The 19199-nt window shown below is 41.2% G+C and carries 17 protein-coding genes; 6 read left to right on the top strand and 11 right to left on the bottom strand.

The window, feature by feature from the left end:
• The first annotated feature begins 1 nt into the window (after position 1).
• From AKG98_RS11735 to tldD, 3 genes are read left to right on the top strand one after another with little or no spacing between them, the layout of a single operon-like run.
• Positions 2–3892: a YhdP family protein gene (locus tag AKG98_RS11735; RefSeq protein WP_083543948.1), complete on the top strand. Its 3891-nt coding sequence runs from the start codon at positions 2–4 to the stop codon at positions 3890–3892.
• On the top strand, positions 3892–4764 hold the full coding sequence (locus AKG98_RS11730; RefSeq protein ID WP_067045910.1) for a carbon-nitrogen hydrolase family protein: 873 nt from the start codon (positions 3892–3894) through the stop codon (positions 4762–4764). The genes AKG98_RS11735 and AKG98_RS11730 overlap by 1 nt, the downstream gene beginning before the upstream one ends.
• Positions 4765–4772: 8 nt before the next feature.
• The gene (tldD, locus tag AKG98_RS11725) at positions 4773–6221 is read left to right on the top strand and encodes a metalloprotease TldD (protein WP_067045908.1); all 1449 of its coding nucleotides are present in this window, start codon (positions 4773–4775) and stop codon (positions 6219–6221) included.
• A gap of 148 nt (positions 6222–6369) precedes the next feature.
• Here the strand turns inward: tldD and yjgA are convergent, their stop codons facing one another.
• Positions 6370–6921 (bottom strand): ribosome biogenesis factor YjgA, encoded by a 552-nt coding sequence (gene yjgA / locus AKG98_RS11720; RefSeq protein ID WP_067045906.1) that lies wholly within the window; start codon positions 6919–6921, stop codon positions 6370–6372.
• Between the two features lie 125 nt (positions 6922–7046).
• On the opposite strand from yjgA, the gene pmbA reads away from it, so the two are divergent.
• Complete coding sequence (pmbA, locus tag AKG98_RS11715) at positions 7047–8387, top strand: metalloprotease PmbA (RefSeq protein ID WP_067045905.1); 1341 nt, start codon at positions 7047–7049, stop codon at positions 8385–8387.
• Positions 8388–8509: 122 nt separating this feature from the next.
• On the opposite strand, the gene mgtE is transcribed toward pmbA, so the two are convergent.
• The 10 genes from mgtE to AKG98_RS11665 form a co-directional block, all read right to left on the bottom strand.
• Positions 8510–9868 (bottom strand): magnesium transporter, encoded by a 1359-nt coding sequence (mgtE, locus tag AKG98_RS11710; RefSeq protein ID WP_067045903.1) that lies wholly within the window; start codon positions 9866–9868, stop codon positions 8510–8512.
• 150 nt (positions 9869–10018) lie between these two features.
• Entirely contained in the window at positions 10019–10879 is an 861-nt protein-coding gene (rapZ, locus tag AKG98_RS11705) for an RNase adapter RapZ (RefSeq protein WP_067045901.1), read from the bottom strand.
• Positions 10880–11081: 202 nt separating this feature from the next.
• Positions 11082–11369, bottom strand: a complete 288-nt coding sequence (hpf, locus tag AKG98_RS11700) for a ribosome hibernation promoting factor (RefSeq protein WP_067045899.1) — start codon at positions 11367–11369, stop codon at positions 11082–11084.
• Positions 11370–11400: 31 nt separating this feature from the next.
• The gene (locus AKG98_RS11695; protein ID WP_067045897.1) at positions 11401–12918 is read right to left on the bottom strand and encodes an RNA polymerase factor sigma-54; all 1518 of its coding nucleotides are present in this window, start codon (positions 12916–12918) and stop codon (positions 11401–11403) included.
• Positions 12919–12967: 49 nt separating this feature from the next.
• Positions 12968–13693, bottom strand: a complete 726-nt coding sequence (lptB, locus tag AKG98_RS11690) for an LPS export ABC transporter ATP-binding protein (RefSeq protein WP_045112149.1) — start codon at positions 13691–13693, stop codon at positions 12968–12970.
• A gap of 15 nt (positions 13694–13708) precedes the next feature.
• Complete coding sequence (gene lptA, locus AKG98_RS11685; RefSeq protein WP_228140282.1) at positions 13709–14170, bottom strand: lipopolysaccharide transport periplasmic protein LptA; 462 nt, start codon at positions 14168–14170, stop codon at positions 13709–13711.
• Positions 14171–14192: 22 nt separating this feature from the next.
• Entirely contained in the window at positions 14193–14753 is a 561-nt protein-coding gene (gene lptC, locus AKG98_RS11680; RefSeq protein ID WP_067045893.1) for an LPS export ABC transporter periplasmic protein LptC, read from the bottom strand.
• Positions 14750–15298 (bottom strand): 3-deoxy-manno-octulosonate-8-phosphatase KdsC, encoded by a 549-nt coding sequence (kdsC, locus tag AKG98_RS11675; RefSeq protein ID WP_067045891.1) that lies wholly within the window; start codon positions 15296–15298, stop codon positions 14750–14752. Before kdsC ends, lptC begins: the two co-directional genes overlap by 4 nt.
• Position 15299: 1 nt before the next feature.
• Positions 15300–16271: a KpsF/GutQ family sugar-phosphate isomerase gene (locus AKG98_RS11670; protein ID WP_067045889.1), complete on the bottom strand. Its 972-nt coding sequence runs from the start codon at positions 16269–16271 to the stop codon at positions 15300–15302.
• Between the two features lie 56 nt (positions 16272–16327).
• Positions 16328–17296 carry a calcium/sodium antiporter gene (locus tag AKG98_RS11665; protein WP_067045990.1) on the bottom strand — a complete coding sequence of 323 codons (969 nt, stop codon included), beginning with the start codon at positions 17294–17296 and terminating at the stop codon, positions 16328–16330.
• Between the two features lie 324 nt (positions 17297–17620).
• Between AKG98_RS11665 and AKG98_RS11660 the strand changes: the two genes are divergently transcribed.
• Positions 17621–17878: a BolA family protein gene (locus tag AKG98_RS11660; protein WP_067045887.1), complete on the top strand. Its 258-nt coding sequence runs from the start codon at positions 17621–17623 to the stop codon at positions 17876–17878.
• 11 nt (positions 17879–17889) lie between these two features.
• The gene (gene murA / locus AKG98_RS11655) at positions 17890–19152 is read left to right on the top strand and encodes a UDP-N-acetylglucosamine 1-carboxyvinyltransferase (protein WP_067045885.1); all 1263 of its coding nucleotides are present in this window, start codon (positions 17890–17892) and stop codon (positions 19150–19152) included.
• Positions 19153–19199: the final 47 nt, after the last annotated feature.

Here is a 19199-nt window from a genome sequence, read left to right as displayed (position 1 = left end):
CGTGACAGCGAAACGCAATTGGCTAAGAAGGTGTGGTAAAGCATGCCTCTATACTTTCGCCTGCTTAGCTGTTTTTTCTGCTGTCTCAATTAGCCTATTGCGGGCGAGTTTACCCTACCTGAATCAATATCATGATCAGGTGATTGATTGGTTGCTGGCGGATCAATCGGTAAGTATTGAAGTAGAAAGTATTGATGCGGGCTGGTATAAATTCGGCCCGGTATTAATTATTAATACCTTAGACGTCAAGTTTGATGAGTCATTGCCGTATGACTTTGGCTTTGACGTTGAGCGTATCAAGATCAGCATTGATTTTTGGAACAGCTTATTAGAGCGGAAATTACTACTCAATAATCTAATTTTAGATGGTGTCCAGATCAAACTTCCGATCTCTCCTTTCGAACGCTCCGCCGAACAAGACACTAAGCTTGCTACCCCTGAATTAACCCGTTTACTGGATGTTTTTTTCCGTCAGCTCAAAAATTTCGAATTAACCAACAGTAATTTACGGGTATTAACGCCTGCCGGCGAAGAAAAAGTCATTCATATCCGTGAATTTGCTTGGTTAAACCAAGGTCGTCGTCACCGTGGTGAAGGTTGGGCATACATTAATGATGATGTTGCCGATAATAATTTACGCATTATGGTCGATGTGACGAGTGCCAAAAATGATTTAACCAATGTCAGTGGTCAAGTGTATGTTCAGGCTGAGAACATGAGTTTGTCGCATTGGTTTGAAAAGGTATTATTTAAACGCGAAGGCTTAAAGCAAGGCGCATTAAGTTTTGAAAGCTGGATTGATATTGTTAATAACAAACCGACATCGGCGTTATTACAATTACAACCGTCAACCTTTACTTGGCAAAATGGAACGCGACAACAAAGTTTGAATATCTGGGGCGGCTATTTACAATGGCAATTAACTGATTCAGGCTGGCAATTAGATAGTCATGATCTGGCGTTAGTTACCAATGGTATTGTGTGGCCGCAACTTGATATACAAGTGAGGTTGCAACAAGATGAGATATTAGCCGCTGTAAATCAACTGGAACTGTCTAAGTTAGCCCCGATTGTGGCATTGTCTCGTCATGTTGATGAAGCCTTGTTCAAAGACCTTAAAACCCTATATCCACATGGTTTAGTGCATGACATCAAGGTTAAAGTACCCCTGCTAGATTGGACTCAATTAAGTTATCAATTGAAGGTTGATGGTCTACAGTTACAAAGCTGGCAGGATTTTCCTAGTATTGAGAATGTCGATATTGCACTAACGGGTAATTTAGAGGCTGGCAAGGTCAGCATTGACATGAATGATGCGGTATTAGATCTTAACCAGTACCTAGAGCATCCTATTCGGGTTAATCAATTTTCGACAGACTTTACTTGGCGTCGTTACAGCAATACTGATGCCGTTGATAACAAGAATAGCAGTGGTATTGAGATCATTGCCGATAAAATTATTCTTGATACCCCTGAGCTTGTCCTCGATAGTCAATTCTTATTAGATATCCCCACGGATGCCAATGTTTTCTTAAGCCTTGCGGGTGATCTCAAATTACGTGATGCCAGTAAAGTCTTCTATTATTACCCAAGCGAATATATGGGTGAAGCCTTAATTGATTATTTGCGGGGCGCGTTAAAGCAAGGCTATGCCGATAATGGTCAGTTATTGTGGTTTGGTGAGTTTGCTAATTATCCTTATGCTAAAAATGACGGCGTATTCCAAACTAAGCTGAATGTCGTCGATGCCGTGTTTGCATTTGATCCGCAATGGCCAAGTTTAACTGAATTACAGCTTGAGTTATTATTTCAAAACGATGATTTATTTATGTCATCTCGAAAAGGTAACTTGGATCAAGTTGCGATCTCTCGTGTGGACGTGCAACTGCCTCGTTTAGGCGATGTGAAAGCACTTGGTATTCAAGCGCAATTTAAGACAACGGGCGCACAAGCCAAATCCCTTATTGATTCTAGTCCGTTACCGGAAGTGACGAATGCGTTAAACAGCCTCCAAGTTTCTGGTGATATTAATGGGAAAATAGATATTGTTATTCCATTTACCGAAGATGATCCAGTGGTGCTAAAAGGGGACATAGACTTAGTTAATGACCGTATGTATTTACCTGCGCTTGATTTGACCTTGACTGATGTTAACGGCAGTTTCACATTTGACGATGATGGTTTGTTATCGACGCCGTTAACGGCAAAATTGCTCGGCGAACCACTTGATATTCGTTTTCGTAGTGCGCAAGACAATGCGCATTATCAGGTAAATGTTGAACTTGCTGGTCAGTGGGAAAGTAACAATATTGTGGCTCAGTTAATGCCACAGTATCAGCAATATGTCTCTGGTGGTATTGACTGGAAAGGCTCATTAAACATGGTGTTTCCTGAACAAGGATTTAACTATGAATTTGATGTGCAGAGTGACTTACAAAACCTAACGCTCGATTTACCTATGCCATTAGCAAAAAGAGCAACTCAGGATTGGCCAACTGATATTTCTGTGGTTGGTAATGATAAGCAAGCGAATATTCAATTAACCGCCAGTGATGTGATGTATTTTTCTGGGCAGGTTAATTACGCTAAGGAACAGCTAGAGCTCATTCAATCATTAGTGCAAATTGGAAATGTTGATGCACTGCTGATAAGTGATTCGGCCAATGCTATCGTTGTTAATGTTGATGAGCTTGATATCGCCGAGTGGCTATTATGGTATGGCGGTTTACCTGACAGTGAATTTGATGTGAGTAGTGCGGTAGAGCCCTTATCCTCAATTAAGGTAGCGGTAGCAAATACGACTTACTATCAACAACCCTTGAACGATTTAACTATAACGGCGACAAAAGGTTATCGTAACTGGGGTATTGAGCTTAAAGCGAGTGAGTTTAATGGTTCGGTTGTTATTCCGGATATCGGCAATATAAATATCGACTTTGATTATCTTTATTTTCCTGATCTGGTATTGCCGTCAGATGTAGCACAAGAAGCCAAATCAACAACACTCGTCTGGCAAGATGTCCCAGGTTTCAACTTCAATTGTGGAGCCTGTATTCTGGGCAAAATTAATTTAGGGAGTACGTCTGCAGAAGTGATAAAAAGCACGTCTGGCTTAACACTTAAAGCACTCGATATTGATATGGAACATTCAACGGTCGCCATGACTGGCCGTTGGTTCACTGATAAACAAGGTAACCAGTCGACCCAATTACAGGGTGAGTTAAAAACAAAGAGTGTTGAAGAATTCATGACGGGCTTAGGATTAATTAGCCCGTTAGCGGAAACGCCTGCCGATGTGGATTTTCGTCTTGCTTGGCAAGATCACCCTTTTAATATTGATGGCGACTCGTTAAGTGGTAACGCGACGATAAAAACGAAAGCAGGGCGGATCTCTAATGTCAGTGATAGAGGTACTCGTTTTTTAAGTGTATTAAGTTTGCAGTCATTAGTGAAACGACTCAGTTTAGATTTTAGTGACGTGTATAATGATGGCTTTCCGTATTCATCTATGGAAGCTTCACTACAGATTGCTGATGGCGCGATTAATAATCGCGATTTTTTGCTGAATTCAAGCAGCGGTAAGATTACCGGCAGCGGCTACCTTGATTTAGTAACTCGCACCATTAATTATAATTTAAGCTTCTTTCCAGATGTGACGTCGAGTTTACCGCTATTGACTGCGTTTGCGGTAACGCCAACAACGGGATTGGCTGTATTTGCCTTATCGAAGATTTTCGAGCCAGTGCTCGAAGTGATCACTGAGCTTAAATTTAATCTCAGCGGCGATTTTGACAATCCGGTATTTTCGGAAGTAAAACGGAATAAAAAACAGATTGCAGTACCCGATAAATTAATCAACGCTGCAGAGTCAGAAACCACAAGGAATAAGTGATGCAATTAGTGGCAATTCAAATGACCTCTGGTGCTGATATTGCAGCAAACTTAGCGTATGTAGCCTCGCAACTTAGGCTGATTAATACTGGCGTTGAACCGACCTTAATATTATTGCCGGAAAATTTTGCATTATTTTCTAATCGAGACGATTATTTCGCTCATGCAGAGCTCTTAGGCCAAGGGCCTGTACAACAGCAGCTTGCAGACTGGGCTAAGCAATATCAATGTTGGCTGGTGGCGGGTTCTTTCCCTATTCTTAGTCACAGTAACGAGCGTATTTATACCACCAGTTTAGTATTTGACCCGAATGGGGAATTGGTGCAACATTATAACAAGATCCACTTGTTTGATGCCCATGTACCTACAGTATTAACCGCCACGAGTGATAATCAAGAGAAGACCGTCATAAACGTTCAAGCGTATAAAGAGTCGGATAGTTTCATACCTGGCGACAGTGTTGCCACCTTTATCGCTGGTGATATTAAGTTTGGCATGGCTATCTGTTATGACTTACGCTTCCCTGAGCTATTTAGGGTACTCAGTGTCGCCAAGGTTGATGTGTTATTATTACCCGCCGCATTCACTTATGCGACAGGTAAAGCGCACTGGTTACCCCTGCTACAAGCCCGAGCGATAGAAAATCAATGTTATGTGTTGGCGGCGAATCAGGTGGGTGACCATGGCCAAAATCGCCATACTTGGGGGCATTCTGTTATTTTAGACCCTTGGGGTGAAATACTGGCGCAACAAACCTTTGCGTGTGGCATAAGCTGTGCAGTTTTAGACAAAAAAAAGTTAGTACAAGTACGTACTGATATACCTATTTTACAACACGCGCGCTTTACGGCGAGCTTGAAAAATAAAGAGTAACAACTCAGATGATATTTGAACAAGTCGAAAATTCAATTTTACTGCCAGCCGATTTAAATATCGATAAGCTGCAGAGTACACTGTCATTATTGATGGGCAATCAGCTTGATTATGGTGATCTTTATTTCCAAGCTTGCAAACATGAATCTTGGGGTTTAGAAGACGGCATCGTCAAAGAAGGTTCGTTTAATATCGAGAGGGGTGTTGGTGTACGTGCAGTATCCGGTGAAAAAACTGGTTTTGCTTATTCTGATGACATTAATCTACAAGCATTAATCCAGTCAGCGAAAGCGGCACGAGGTATTGCAGCTAGCGGTGGTGAAGGTAAAGTTAAAGCGTGGAGTAAACCCCAAGGCAGTGAAATATATCAGCCGTTAGATCCATTAGCGAGTATGGATAAGCAACGTAAAATTGCCTTGTTACATGAAGTAGATGTGTACGCCCGCTCATTAGATTCACATGTTACACAAGTAAGTGTGAGCTTGTCGGCTGTATATGAAGAGATCTTGGTAGCCGCAACAGATGGCACACTCGCGGCTGATATTCGTCCATTAGTACGCATGAACTGTTCGGTGTTGATTGAGAAAAATGGCAAGCGTGAACGGGGCGGGGCTGGTGGCGGTGGCCGTTATGGTTTTGATTACTTCTTAGATGATGTAGATGGTATGCAACGTGCATTTAGCTATGCCAAAGATGCAGTGCGCCAAGCATTAGTTAATATTGATGCGATCGATGCACCTGCTGGCCCTATGCCTGTGGTGCTTGGTCCGGGTTGGCCGGGTGTATTACTACACGAAGCGGTAGGTCATGGTCTCGAAGGTGATTTTAACCGCAAAGGCACGTCTGCTTATGCGGGTAAAATTGGCGAAAAAGTTGCATCTTCACTGTGCACAATTGTTGATAATGGCACGCTAGCTAATCGTCGTGGTTCATTGAATATTGATGACGAAGGCACGGTAACACAAAATACCATGTTGATTGAAAAGGGTATTTTGAAAGGTTACATGCAAGACAAACTTAACGCACGCTTGATGGGTGTGGAGTCTACGGGTAACGGTCGTCGTGAATCATTCGCACATTTACCGATGCCGCGCATGACTAATACGTACATGCTACCTGGTGAGCATACACCAGAAGAGATCATTAGCACGGTTGAGAAGGGCATTTATGCCCCTAATTTCGGTGGTGGTCAAGTTGATATTACTTCGGGTAAATTTGTATTCTCTGCATCTGAAGCGTATTTAATTGAGAACGGTAAAATCACCACGCCAATTAAAGGGGCAACCTTGATCGGTAATGGTCATGAAGCAATGCAGCACATTTCAATGGTTGGTAACGACCTAGAATTAGATAAAGGTGTGGGTATTTGTGGTAAAGAAGGTCAGAGTATCCCAGTAGGTGTTGGTCAGCCTACACTGAAACTAGATAGTATGACGGTGGGTGGTACTGGTAGCTAATTTGCTATTTGTACTGTGTTGTAGTGTATTGTAGTAATGTGCAGTGCAGTGGATAAAAATAAAGCCCTAGCAAGTGTATGAATGACTTGTTAGGGCTTTATTGTTTGTACAGGTTAAACATTAATACTGCCGAAATGGCTAATTAATATTATATACCCGCAATATCACGTAGGTGTTTAAAGATTTCTTTGCTTGGTTTTGCTGCTTTAAGCGGCTTTTCAGCTTTGATTTCTTTATTTACTTGGCGGATCAGTAGGCGTAATTTCTGACGGTCAGCATTTGGATAGGTTTCCAATAATGCTGTGATCGCTTCATCACCACCGGCAATCAAATCATCACGAACCATTTCTAGTTTCGCTAATTCAATCGTTGCTTGGTTATACTTATTGGTGATCTTATCGTATGCCATTTGGATTGGCTCAAGACCGTTGCTACGCATGATTTTGCACATGTACGATAGATGTCTGCTGTAAGCATCTGTACGTACAGCAATTTTTCTTGCTGTGACGATTGCAGCAAGCATCTCTTCTGAAAAACCCATCTTGGCAATTTCTGCTTTACTCAATAAAGAGATCGCGCCAGCGAGTTTCAGTGTCTTGGCAATTTCAATTTTGTTTTCTGCACGACTTTGATATAACTCGTCGTCTTCAGCACGTCGGTAAGACTTTTCACTGGTAATATTTCGTTCTTTTACGCTCATAATATTCTTTTTCAAAACGATTGATATGTTAATTGTATCAGTTTATTGCTAATTGCGCAGTTGCTGCAGGAATTTTTATCGCAACATGGTATGCTTAATCTAGTATAACTTATTGAAACGAGCCCATGAACTTAAAACAGCAAATTACATTAGAACAAAATAAATTGGAATTAGCCGTTACTCAAGCACTCGATTTTGCTAAAAAGGCAGGTGCGACGGATGCTGAAGTAGCTATTTCACGACAAACGGGTTTGTCTGTGAGTACACGCATGGGCGAAGTTGAAAATGTTGAATTCAACCATGATGGCGCGTTAGGTATCTGTGTATACCGCGGCCAACGTAAAGGTAATGCATCAACCTCTGATTTAAGTGAAGCGGCAATTCAAAGTACCGTTGCTGCGGCGTTAGATATTGCATTACATACTGCAGAAGATGAATTTGCTGGTCTTGCTGATCGTGACTTGATGGCGTTTGAACCAGAAGACTTGGATTTATGTCATCCAATTGAAATTGAACCTGAGTATGCGATTGAGCAAGCTTGTCTCACCGAGCGTTTAGCTTTAGCGAAAGATTCACGTATCGTCAATAGTGAAGGTTCGTTTACCAGTCATAGTAGCATTAAAGTCTATGGTAACAGTCATGGTCTTGTGAATGGCTATGCAAGTACCCGTCACAGCATGAGCTCGGTATTGATTGCAGAACTAGATGGCGCCATGGAACGTGATTATGGTTACTCAATGGCGCGTGACGTAAGTAAATTATGGACCCCTGAACAGATCGCTACCGAAGCTGTTAATCGTACTGTAGACCGTTTAGGTGCGCGTAAAATCGATACCTGTAATGTACCGGTTATTTTCCATCATGATGTAGCAAGTAGTTTAATGGGTCAGTTGGTAATGGGTATTAGCGGTGGTAGCTTATACCGTAAGTCATCATTCTTATTAGATAAGCTAGGTGAACAAATTTTCCCTGACTGGCTAAACATCCAAGAACGTCCGCATATTAAAGGTGGTTTAGCCTCATCTATGTATGATGCTGAAGGTGTGCGTACTAAAGATTTAAATGTTGTAGAGCAAGGTATTTTAAAGAGCTACCTATTAACAAGTTACAGCGGCCGTAAATTGGGTATGCAAACAACCGGTCATGCTGGTGGTATCCATAACTGGAACGTCACAGGTAAAGGCGAAACATTAGATCAACTGTGTCGTCAAATGGGCACTGGTTTATTGGTGACAGAGCTGATGGGGCAGGGTGTGAATATTGTGACGGGCGATTACAGCCGTGGCGCGTCAGGTTTCTGGGTTGAAAATGGTGAGCTGCAGTATCCAGTCCATGAGATCACGATCGCAGGTAATTTAACGGATATGTTCAAAAATATCGTTGCCGTCGGTAACGATATCGATATTCGTAGCAGTATCCTAATGGGCTCAACACTATTAGAGTCAATGCAGATCGCAGGTAATTAATTACTTCCTAACATTGAATGTTAAGTGATTAGATTTACTGAGTATCGAATATATTATCAAAAGCCTGTGTCATCAAACACAGGCTTTTGACGTTCATGAGTTATCTATTTTCGCAAAACTTGTTAACCGTAGACCAGTGTTGCCATGCCTAAGAAGGCAAATAGACCGACGACATCGGTAACAGTTGTGAGTGCCATGCCGCCAGCTAAGGCAGGATCGATATTGTATTTCCTCATTGCTAGTGGAATGACCACGCCAGCAAGTCCGCCCATCGCCATGTTGATAAACATGGCGCCACCAATGATCAGACCCAGAGATGGGTCACCTTTCCATAATGATACTATAATAGCAATAGATATTGCCCAGATAGCACCGTTCAGTGCGCCCACCATGGCTTCTTTACCAATTAACCAACGGCTATTGTCGTCATTAATATGACCAACCGCCATACCACGAATAACCAGTGCGAGGGTTTGATTACCGGCAATACCGCCCATGCTTGGCACAATGGTCATTAAAATAGCCAGTGTAGCGAGTTGTTCTAAGGTCGCTTCAAACATGTTGGAGACGGATGCAGCAGTCAGTGCGGCAATTAAATTAACGCCAAGCCAGAGTGTTCGACGTTTGGTACTTTGTATCACTGGCGCGAAGGTATCTTCATCGTCATCCATACCGGCCATACCCATCATGTCATGCTCGGCATTTTCACGAATAATATCAACCACGTCATCGATGGTAATACGTCCGAGTAGTTTGCCTGAGTCATCAAGTACTGGCGCTGAGATCCAGTCATGACGTTCAAACAGCTTGGCAACCTCTGAGGTATCCATATTGGCTGGTAAGGTTTCTGCTTCGCGATCCATAATGGTGCTAATAACACTGTTTGGATCTGTTGTTAATAACATGGCTAAGGGCACATCGCCAATTAAGCGATCATCTTTATCAACCACGTATAAAGTATCTGTGGCATCGGGTAATTCACCGCGTAAACGGATATAACGTAAGATCACATCGACAGTCACATCTGGTCTTAAAGTAATGGTATCTGTGTCCATTATACTGCCAGCAGTGTCTTCTGGATACGCCATCGCTGTTTCTAAACGTTGACGATCTTGGGTATCCATTTGGGTGATAACTTCTTGATAGATACTGTCTGGCAGGCTACGGAGAATATTGGCTAAATCATCCGTATCAAGCCCTTCTGTCGCAGCAACAAGGGATTCCGTGTCCATCAGTTTGAGAATACTGGTTTTGGCATCTTCATTAAGTTCGTCAAGGATTTCACCTTGCATTTCAGAGTCGGTCAAACGCCACAGTACTTTACGACCTGCTGGTGGCGATGATTCCAGTAATAATGCAATATCACAAGGGGGCGTTTGGTAGAGCATTCGTTTAACGTGAATAAACATACCACTATCAAGTGCTTCGTTCACTTCGCTTAAACGTAGGTGTGTGCTGTCATGCTCCATCTTTTCTGGCATATGTCGTCCCCATTCTTATTATTCTTCTGCAAAACCTTGCTCGCTGGTGCTGCGTAATTCTAGCTTAATCTGTATTTATAATCAGCATTAACAATAAAGTATAATAATTAACTGTATAGATCGTTAATGCCATTGAAAATGAGTATCTAGCTAATTTTTATGTTTGTTTTTTTCTAAGGTTTGATGGCGAGTTTGTACCACACGATTTTGTAGTTTAAAGCTCTTTGCTAATTGTTCAGCAATGAATACCGAGCGATGTTGGCCGCCTGTACAACCGATAGCAACGGTGACATAACTGCGGTTGTTCTTTTCTAACATTGGCAACCAAGTCGTGAGTAAGTTTTCAATTTGTTGTGAAAAGCTCATGACATCAGGCTGTTGGCTCAGGTATTTAATGACTGGTTCATCAAGACCTGTGTAAGGTTTTAATTCTGGGATCCAATGGGGATTTGGTAGAAAACGGACATCAAATACATAATCGGCATCCATAGGTAGGCCATGTTTAAAACCAAATGATTGAAATACTAAGACAAGTTGGTTGTTTTTCTTTCCTAAAATACGTTCTTTAATCTGTTCACTGAGTTCATGAATATTGAGTTCAGTGGTATCGATTTTTAAATCAGCAAGCAACGCTAAAGGGCTTAATCGTTTTTTTTCTATTTCAATCGCTTGAGATAGAGATAGCTCATCTTTTGTTAACGGATGAAGGCGTCTGGTTTCACTATAACGTTTGATAAGGACTGACTGGTTAGTATCAAGGAATAAACTAGTCAGGTCGGTGCTCGCTCTTAACTCTGTAATTATGTCGTTTAATTCTTTTTTTTCTGTTGGTAAGTTACGGACATCAATACTCACTGCTACTTTTTCGGTTTGGTCATTCAAGGTTTGCAGCAGTTGTGGTAGTAATTTTACAGGTAGGTTATCTACGCAATAGTAGCCTAGATCTTCAAGCACGCGTAATGCAATTGATTTACCGGATCCTGACTGGCCGCTGACTATTATTAATTTCATCTTTTATCCTCACATCTGCGCAGCAAATATATCGTGACCAGAGTTAACACTAGGTTGCTAATTTAAAACTCACAGCGATATAAAATAATGGGTTCATTATCCCGCAATTGATTTGGATATGATATGTTTTAATTATGTCAGAAGCATTAATACCTAAAGGAAAAGGTGGTTTTCCTTTAGGTTATCTGTGGCGAGGTTAAAATTAATGACGAATCAACTTCTCTTTATGCTTAATCACTTGGCGATCGAGCTTATCCAGTAAACCATCAATTGCGGCATACATGTCATTATGTTCATGCACGGCAAAGATCTCACCCCCATTTAAGTGTATTTTTGCTTCTGCAATTTGGAGTAATTTTTCGACATTTAAAATCACATGGATATTGTTTATATGATCAAAATGCCGTTCTAATTTGGAAAACTTGCTATCAACGTAATCTTTCAGTGAGTCTGTAATGTTTACATGTCTACCGGTTAAATTAATTTGCATATATGTCTCCCCTATGAAGGTTGGATTAGCCCTATAACAGGCTTTTACGCTGATTAGACGGTGGTATACTTAGAGCCTCTCGATATTTTGCAATCGTACGTCTAGCCACTTTGATACCTTGATCAGCAAGTAAATCAGCAATCTTGCTGTCACTTAATGGTTTAATGGCATTTTCTGCCGCGACCAATTTTTTTATTAATGCTCGAATAGCGGTTGATGAACATTCTCCGCCATTATCCGTACTTACATGGCTTGAAAAGAAAAATTTAAGTTCAAAAATACCACGTGGTGTATGCATAAATTTCTGCGTTGTTACCCGTGAAATAGTTGACTCGTGCATTTCCACTTCTTCGGCAATATCATTTAAAACCATAGGTTTCATGGCTTCATCGCCATATTCAAAAAAATCAATTTGTCGTTGAACAATACTTTTCGTTACTTTTAGTAAGGTTTCATTACGGCTTTCTAAGCTTTTAATAAACCATTTCGCTTCTTGTACATGCGTTCGAATAAACTGCCCATCGCTGCTATTACGATTGCCTGTCGACAAGTTTGAATATTCATTGTTCACTTTTAATCTTGGCACAATGTCAGGATTTAACTCGACTACCCACTGATTATTTTTTTTCTTTACTAAAACATCGGGAATAACATACAGACCTTCAGTCTGATCGATTACATTGCCAGGCCTGGGTTCTAGACTCTGAATTAATTGCATGATCTCTTTAAGTTGTGGCTCTTTTAATTTTGTCTTACGGCTTAATTGACGGTAGTCGCGATTGCCCAATAAATCCATGTGAGACTGAATTATTTGCTGACATTCTGTTAACCAAGGTGTGTTTTTAGGTAGATGCTGGAGTTGGATCAATAAACATTCTTGTAATGAACGCGCTGCAACGCCGATGGGATCGAAATGTTGAATACGCTTCAATACTGCTTCTATTTCGTCTAATTCAACCTGTTCTTCGCTATTTTCGCTACTGCTGTCGCTAAGTTCTTGGTGACCGCTATTGACGCTAGACAGGATATCTTCACAAGTCTGATTAAGGTAGCCATGATCATCAATGCCATCAATAATCGCGACCGCAATAGCATGATCAGTGTCAGAAAAGGGGGTTAATTCCATTTGCCACATGAGATGCTCGTATAAGCCTTCGCTGGTCTCACCTTGATAGACTTGGTCTAAACCATCAATACTGCCCCCCGCACTGCTGTGAGTCTGTATTTGAGGGGTGTAGACATCATCCCAATTACTGTCATTAGGCAGTTCATCTGGCATCGCTTCACTGGCGAGCGCATCACTCACTTCTATTTGGCTGGCATCGATAACGGCGTCGTTATTATCCGGATTATGCTCATCACTACTTTCTGCATCATTTGGCTGAGCTGTGTTGGGGTCTTCTTGTTCCAGTAGCGGATTACTGTCTAATGCTTCTTGAATCTCTAGTTGTAACTCCAAGGTCGATAATTGTAATAATCGAATCGCTTGTTGTAACTGTGGCGTCATTGCCAGAGATTGACTCATACGAAGTTGTAATGATGGCTTCATCTAACGACTACTCTCTCTTCCTTAAATGCGGTAACGTATCAATATCAAACTATAGTCGGAATTGATCTCCAAGGTATACTTCTTTTACTTTTTCGTTGGATAAAATCTCTTCAGAAGTACCAGATGCGATCAAATGTCCATGGCTCACAATATAAGAGTGTTCACATACATCGAGTGTCTCACGTACGTTATGGTCGGTAATTAATACCCCTAAACCACGATCGCGCAGATGTTGAATAATTTTTTTAATATCACCGACCGAGATTGGATCAACGCCAGCAAAAGGTTCATCTAATAAAATAAACTTTGGATCTGCCGCGAGCGCGCGGGCAATCTCAACACGGCGGCGTTCACCACCCGATAAGCTCATTCCTAAACTATCGCGAATATGGGTGATATGAAACTCTTCTAATAATTCTTCTAACTTTTCTTCACGTTCGAAACGCGTGAGTTCAGTTCGTAACTCTAAGATTGCCATGATATTTTTCGTTACAGATAAACGACGAAAAATAGACGCTTCTTGGGGTAAGTAACCAATACCTTGTTGTGCACGAATGTGCATTGGTTCATGCGTTAATTCTTGGTCATCAATGAAGATTTGTCCATGATCTCGCTTAACCAAGCCAACTACCATATAAAATGTAGTGGTTTTACCTGCGCCATTAGGCCCGAGTAAACCAACAATTTGGCCTGATTCAACTTCGAGACTCACATCTGACACAACTTTTCGCTTGTTATAACTTTTTGCTAAGTGTGATACTTTTAAACGTGCCATATGAATTCATCTACTCTAATTAGTTTTGTTGTCTTCAGGAGTGAAAGTAGTGATCACTCGATCGGATTCATGCTTGCCGCTTTCGGCTATCATTTCTTGTTTGTCAATTTGGTAGATAATCTTGTCACTTTTAACTTCGCTATCAGCTTGGCGTACCCGTGCATTTTTTGACAAAATTAAGCGTTTTTTACCTAGCTCGTAGCGGATCTCATTTGATTCGGCATTAATTTTTTTACCGTCATCAAGCTCTTGATAAAAAGTGGCTGGCGACCCTATGGCAATCATGACTTCCGTGCCTTTTCCGCCAGGGCTTAAGACCGTGAGTTTATCGGCATGAATTAATATCGTCCCTTGAGTCACCACTACACTATCATAAAATATGACTCGGTTCTCTTTAATAAACACTTCTTGACGTTTGGCATTAACGACAACATCCTCTTCAAAATCAGACTCTAATGCGAGGGCTGAATTGCTCATGAATAGTGTTAATAGTAAAACTTTATATTTTTTCATCATTAGTATAAATCGCTTCAACTTGCTTAAGGATAGTCATGTATTCTTGCTTTAAATCACCTTCAAGTCCGACACCTGTTTGATGAAATAAGTCCCCTGAAATGGTAATTAATTGATCGCTGTGCACCAAATTCTCGGCAAGTTCTAATTGTAAATAACTGGTAGTAATGACATCAATATAATCATTTTTTTTCATATTTTTGATGACAACATCGTTTCGTAGTGTTGCTACATCGTCACTACTGAAGTTACCTTCTTTCGCTTTGATCTTCCATGTCGCTTGCGCATTTTCATCATAAATAATAATAACGGGGTTCGTAAACATTGTCATGCCTAACTCACCATAATGCTCCATGCTATCTGCAAAAATGCGACGTATAATTTTTCCTTCAATACTAAACTCAACGCTACGTAGAACTTGAGCAGTGAAATCAGGCTGATATTTGGTTGACGGTGCCGTTGTAGACTCGTCATCAGGCGAAAAAAAACGCCAAATACCAAGTGCACAAAGAAAGAGAATCACAATCCCTATGTTTTGACGACTCATACAGAGGTGCCCTGTGCTTGGTCTAAGATCCCCTTGGCCAATAGGATTAGATCTGCTAATTCTCTTACTGCACCAAAGCCACCACGAATCGAGGTGCTAAAGTCGGCACTTTTTTTAACAAGCGGGTGGGCATCGGCAACGGCAACACTGAGTCCGCAAAGATTCATTACCGGTAAATCAATGACGTCATCACCAATATAAGCCACATGCTCTGGCGATATTTTTAGTTCTTCAAGCAGCATATTAAATGCGTTCACTTTGTTGTCTTGGCCTTGATAGATATGTTTAACACCTAAACCTTGCATACGGTTAGCAACAATTGTGGATTGACGGCCAGTGATCACGGCAACTTCGATATCGGCATTAAGGAGTGATTTTACGCCAAAACCATCGCGAGTGTGAAAGGCTTTTAGTTCTTCACCGTCGTTACCCATGTATACGCGGCCGTCAGAAAAAACCCCATCTATATCACAAATGAGTAGTTTTAATGTTTTTGCTTTGGTTAAGATGTCTTGTGGAATTGGACCGTATAATGTATTGATCATTTTATAGTACACCTGCGCGTAGTAAGTCATGCATGTTGAAGGCGCCGACGGGCTCTTGTTGTTCATTGACGACAATTAAGCCGTTAACTTTTTTGTTTTCCATGACGGCAAGGGCTTCTGCAGCCAAGATATGTCCATTAATAGTAACACATCTTTGTGTCATTACTTCACTGATTGGGGTTTGATGAATATCTATACGTGCATCAAGGATACGGCGTAAATCACCATCCGTGAAAATACCAACCAGCTTAGTCCCGTCATTAACAGCCGTCATACCAAGACCTTTGCGAGAGACTTCTAATAGCGCGTCAGAGATAGTCTCGGTTTGTTGTACGCTTGGTACGTCGTTACCTTTATGCATAATGTCTGAAATACGTAATAATAATTTTCTGCCTAAGCTACCGCCGGGATGAGACAGTGCAAAATCATCAGCGGTAAACCCTTTTGCTTCAAGTAAGGCTACCGCAATAGCATCACCCATCACCAGGCTTGCTGTGGTGCTCGATGTCGGTGCTAATCCCAGCGGGCAAGCTTCTTTATCAACTTTAATACATAAACTAATTTTTGCTTCGCGCGCCATGGTTGAATTAGCATTACCTGTCATCGCAATAATGGGAATACTTAAACGTTTAAGCACTGGGTATAACGCTAAAATTTCATCTGATTCACCTGAATTAGATAATGCAATAACCACATCACCACGTTCAATCATGCCAAGATCACCATGGCTTGCTTCGGCAGGATGCACAAAGAACGCAGGGGTACCAGTACTGGCTAATGTCGCGGCAATTTTATTGGCGATATGCCCTGATTTACCCATGCCTGTTACAATGACCTTGCCTTTAGATTCGATTAATAATTCACAAGTTGCGGTAAACGTGGCATCAATATATTGGCTTAATTGAGAAATTGCTGACGCTTCCGTGTTAATGACATTAAGCGCGCTTTGGCAATAGTTAAACTGACTCGACATGGTTATTCCCTAATGAAAATACTGTTTAATACTTAGCTTAAAAATATTAAGCACTGTTAAATGCTACTAAATACAATAAATTGATACGCTACAAAACCAGCGAGTAAAATGGCACCTTCAACACGAGTTATACGTCCTGGACGGCCTCTAAAGCCCATTGCCATCACCAGCATTAACACCGTTGCGCCAAGCATATAATAGAAATCACGACTAATAATCGCCGGATCAATCATGCCTGGAGCTAAAATACCGGGTAGTGATAATACAGCTAAGATGTTGAATATATTAGAACCAATGATATTACCAATAGCAAGATCATCTTCACCTTTAAGTACACCAGTTACGGATGCGGCGAGTTCAGGTAAGCTAGTACCAACTGCAATAATAGTCAGACCGATCACTAAATCACTCATACCAAAATGTTGTGCAATAACAACGGCTGAGCCAACAAGGAAATGTGAACTGACAGGCAATGCAATCATACCTACGACAAGCCACGACACCGCTTTCCAGGTTGGCACTCCTTCAGGTACTTCATCGTCATGTTCTTGGGTAAGCGGATCATTGCTTGGACGTTTTAATGCTAGGATAGTTAAGGTAAGGATAGTAATGAAGAAGAGTAATAATAAAATCACGCCTTCGTACATCTCCAATTTTAAATCCCACAGCACAACACCCGCCAATAGTGTGGTAATTAATACCATCGGGATCTCACGACGGATCGTTGCTGAGCCTACGAGCAATGGTTTTATTAACGCGGTGATACCTAATACTAAGGTGATGTTGGTAATGTTAGAACCAATCGCATTACCAATGGCAGTGTTCGGTGAACCATTAAGTGATGCCGATACCGCGACCATCATTTCTGGCGCGGACGAACCCATCGCGACAATTGTCAGACCAATAACCAGTGGTGAAATACCTAAGTTTCTTGCTAAACCTGCGGCACCATATACGAATCTATCGGCACTGATGACTAGGCCAATAAATCCAAGAATTAAAATAATAATATTTGTAGTTAACATCGACACAGTTTAAACATTGATAAGAAAGAACACTATTTTCGGTCTTTTTGCACTGAAAGAAAAGGTAAATTGTTAAATCTTGTTTAGTATTCAAGATTGAAGGGGAAAAATCCTCACACAGTTATGCTTTTATGATTGTGTATTATACAGATTACTTTTAGAATACTGGGTTATTTTAATACTTTAGTTTTAAGCGCAATTATTTCAGCTAGATCGCCATTCACTTAAAACTAAACGTGCAGTTAAGGGTCTATTACAATAACGCTAGCGGCATGTACGGTTTTAACTACGCTTAGAATGGCGACATCATAGGATTTAAGTATTATGGATATTAACGAATTACAAACATTGCTGGAGAGTGCATACACGTTCCAGGAATTACACGTTAAAGGTGAAGGCAGCCATTATGAAGTTATCGCTGTCGCCGAAATGTTTGTCGGTATGAACCGTGTAAAAAAACAACAAGCTATTTATGCGCCATTAAATGAACAAATTGCATCAAATAGTATTCATGCGTTAACCATCAAGGCATATACACCTGAAGAATGGGTTCGCGAACGTAAATTCATATTACCTTCTTAGGCTGGATTAGAATGGATAAGTTTTTAATTAAAGGTCCTTGTCAGTTAAATGGCGATGTGACTATTTCGGGTGCTAAAAATGCTGCACTACCGATTTTATTTGCCACATTGCTAAGTGATGAAACGATCACTCTTAAGAATGTTCCTGAATTAAGAGATATTAAGACCACGTTGCAATTATTACGTGAGCTTGGTGCACAGGCGGAACGCAACGCAGAAGGTGATGTTGTTATTACTGCTGGCTCTGTGAACTGTCAAAAAGCGCCTTATGAATTAGTTAAAACGATGCGTGCGTCAATTTTAGCATTAGGTCCTTTGACGGCTAAATTTTCGACTGCCGACGTTTCTTTACCGGGTGGTTGTGCAATCGGTGCTCGCCCTGTGAATCTACATATTCATGGTTTAGAAATGATGCAAGCAGACATCCGCGTTGAAGAAGGCTACATTAAAGCCCGCGTTGATGGTCGTTTAAAAGGTGCGCGTATCTTAATGGACATGGTCAGCGTAACCGGTACTGAAAATCTATTAATGGCCGCGGTACTTGCAGACGGAACAACCACGATTGAGAATGCAGCAAGAGAACCAGAAGTGGTTGATTTAGCGAATTTCTTAAATTCACTTGGTGCTAAGATTAGTGGTATTGGTTCTGACGTATTAATCATTGAAGGTGTTGAAGCGCTTCATGGTGGTACCTATAAAGTGCAACCTGATCGTATCGAAACGGGTACTTTCCTTGTTGCTGCGGCTGTCACTGGTGGTAAAATTAAATGCCACAAAACAGACCCTTCATTACTTGATGCAGTATTACTCAAGCTTGAAGAAGCAGGTGCCACGATTGAAACGGGTGATGATTGGATCACACTTGATATGCAAGGCCGTGAGTTAAAAGCGGTAAATATCAAAACGGTACCTTATCCTGGTTTCCCAACAGATATGCAAGCACAGTTCACGGTATTAAATACAGTGGCGAAAGGTACGTCGACTATCATTGAAACGATTTTTGAAAACCGTTTCATGCACGTGCCTGAATTAGCACGTATGGGCGCAGACATTGAACTGGAAGGTAATACGGCTATTTGTCGCGATACTGACCGTTTGACTGGCGCACAAGTGATGGCAACAGACTTACGCGCTTCTGCAAGTCTTGTTATTGCGGGTTTCCTCGCGACAGGCGAAACAACGGTAGAGCGTATTTATCACATTGACCGTGGTTATGAGTTTATTGAAGATAAGCTACAAGGCTTAGGCGGTAACATTACGCGTATTAAAGGTTAATATTCGTCTGACATTGTGTCGTTTGAATAACAGTTAATAACGTGTAA

It is taken from the genome of Moritella sp. JT01, assembly GCF_001574435.1.
GTDB lineage: Bacteria > Pseudomonadota > Gammaproteobacteria > Enterobacterales > Moritellaceae > Moritella.
The sequence above is the reverse complement of the archived record's forward strand: the minus strand, read 5'-3'. Positions and strand labels throughout refer to the sequence as shown.

Coding starts and splice junctions, on each gene's coding strand:
- AKG98_RS11730 (WP_067045910.1), top strand. CDS start 3,892: ATGCAATTAGTGGCAATTCAAATGACCTCTGGTGCTGATATTGCAGCA.
- tldD (WP_067045908.1), top strand. CDS start 4,773: ATGATATTTGAACAAGTCGAAAATTCAATTTTACTGCCAGCCGATTTA.
- yjgA (WP_067045906.1), bottom strand. CDS start 6,921: ATGAGCGTAAAAGAACGAAATATTACCAGTGAAAAGTCTTACCGACGT.
- pmbA (WP_067045905.1), top strand. CDS start 7,047: ATGAACTTAAAACAGCAAATTACATTAGAACAAAATAAATTGGAATTA.
- mgtE (WP_067045903.1), bottom strand. CDS start 9,868: ATGCCAGAAAAGATGGAGCATGACAGCACACACCTACGTTTAAGCGAA.
- rapZ (WP_067045901.1), bottom strand. CDS start 10,879: ATGAAATTAATAATAGTCAGCGGCCAGTCAGGATCCGGTAAATCAATT.
- hpf (WP_067045899.1), bottom strand. CDS start 11,369: ATGCAAATTAATTTAACCGGTAGACATGTAAACATTACAGACTCACTG.
- AKG98_RS11695 (WP_067045897.1), bottom strand. CDS start 12,918: ATGAAGCCATCATTACAACTTCGTATGAGTCAATCTCTGGCAATGACG.
- lptB (WP_045112149.1), bottom strand. CDS start 13,693: ATGGCACGTTTAAAAGTATCACACTTAGCAAAAAGTTATAACAAGCGA.
- lptA (WP_228140282.1), bottom strand. CDS start 14,170: ATGAGCAATTCAGCCCTCGCATTAGAGTCTGATTTTGAAGAGGATGTT.
- lptC (WP_067045893.1), bottom strand. CDS start 14,753: ATGAGTCGTCAAAACATAGGGATTGTGATTCTCTTTCTTTGTGCACTT.
- kdsC (WP_067045891.1), bottom strand. CDS start 15,298: ATGATCAATACATTATACGGTCCAATTCCACAAGACATCTTAACCAAA.
- AKG98_RS11670 (WP_067045889.1), bottom strand. CDS start 16,271: ATGTCGAGTCAGTTTAACTATTGCCAAAGCGCGCTTAATGTCATTAAC.
- AKG98_RS11665 (WP_067045990.1), bottom strand. CDS start 17,296: ATGTTAACTACAAATATTATTATTTTAATTCTTGGATTTATTGGCCTA.
- AKG98_RS11660 (WP_067045887.1), top strand. CDS start 17,621: ATGGATATTAACGAATTACAAACATTGCTGGAGAGTGCATACACGTTC.
- murA (WP_067045885.1), top strand. CDS start 17,890: ATGGATAAGTTTTTAATTAAAGGTCCTTGTCAGTTAAATGGCGATGTG.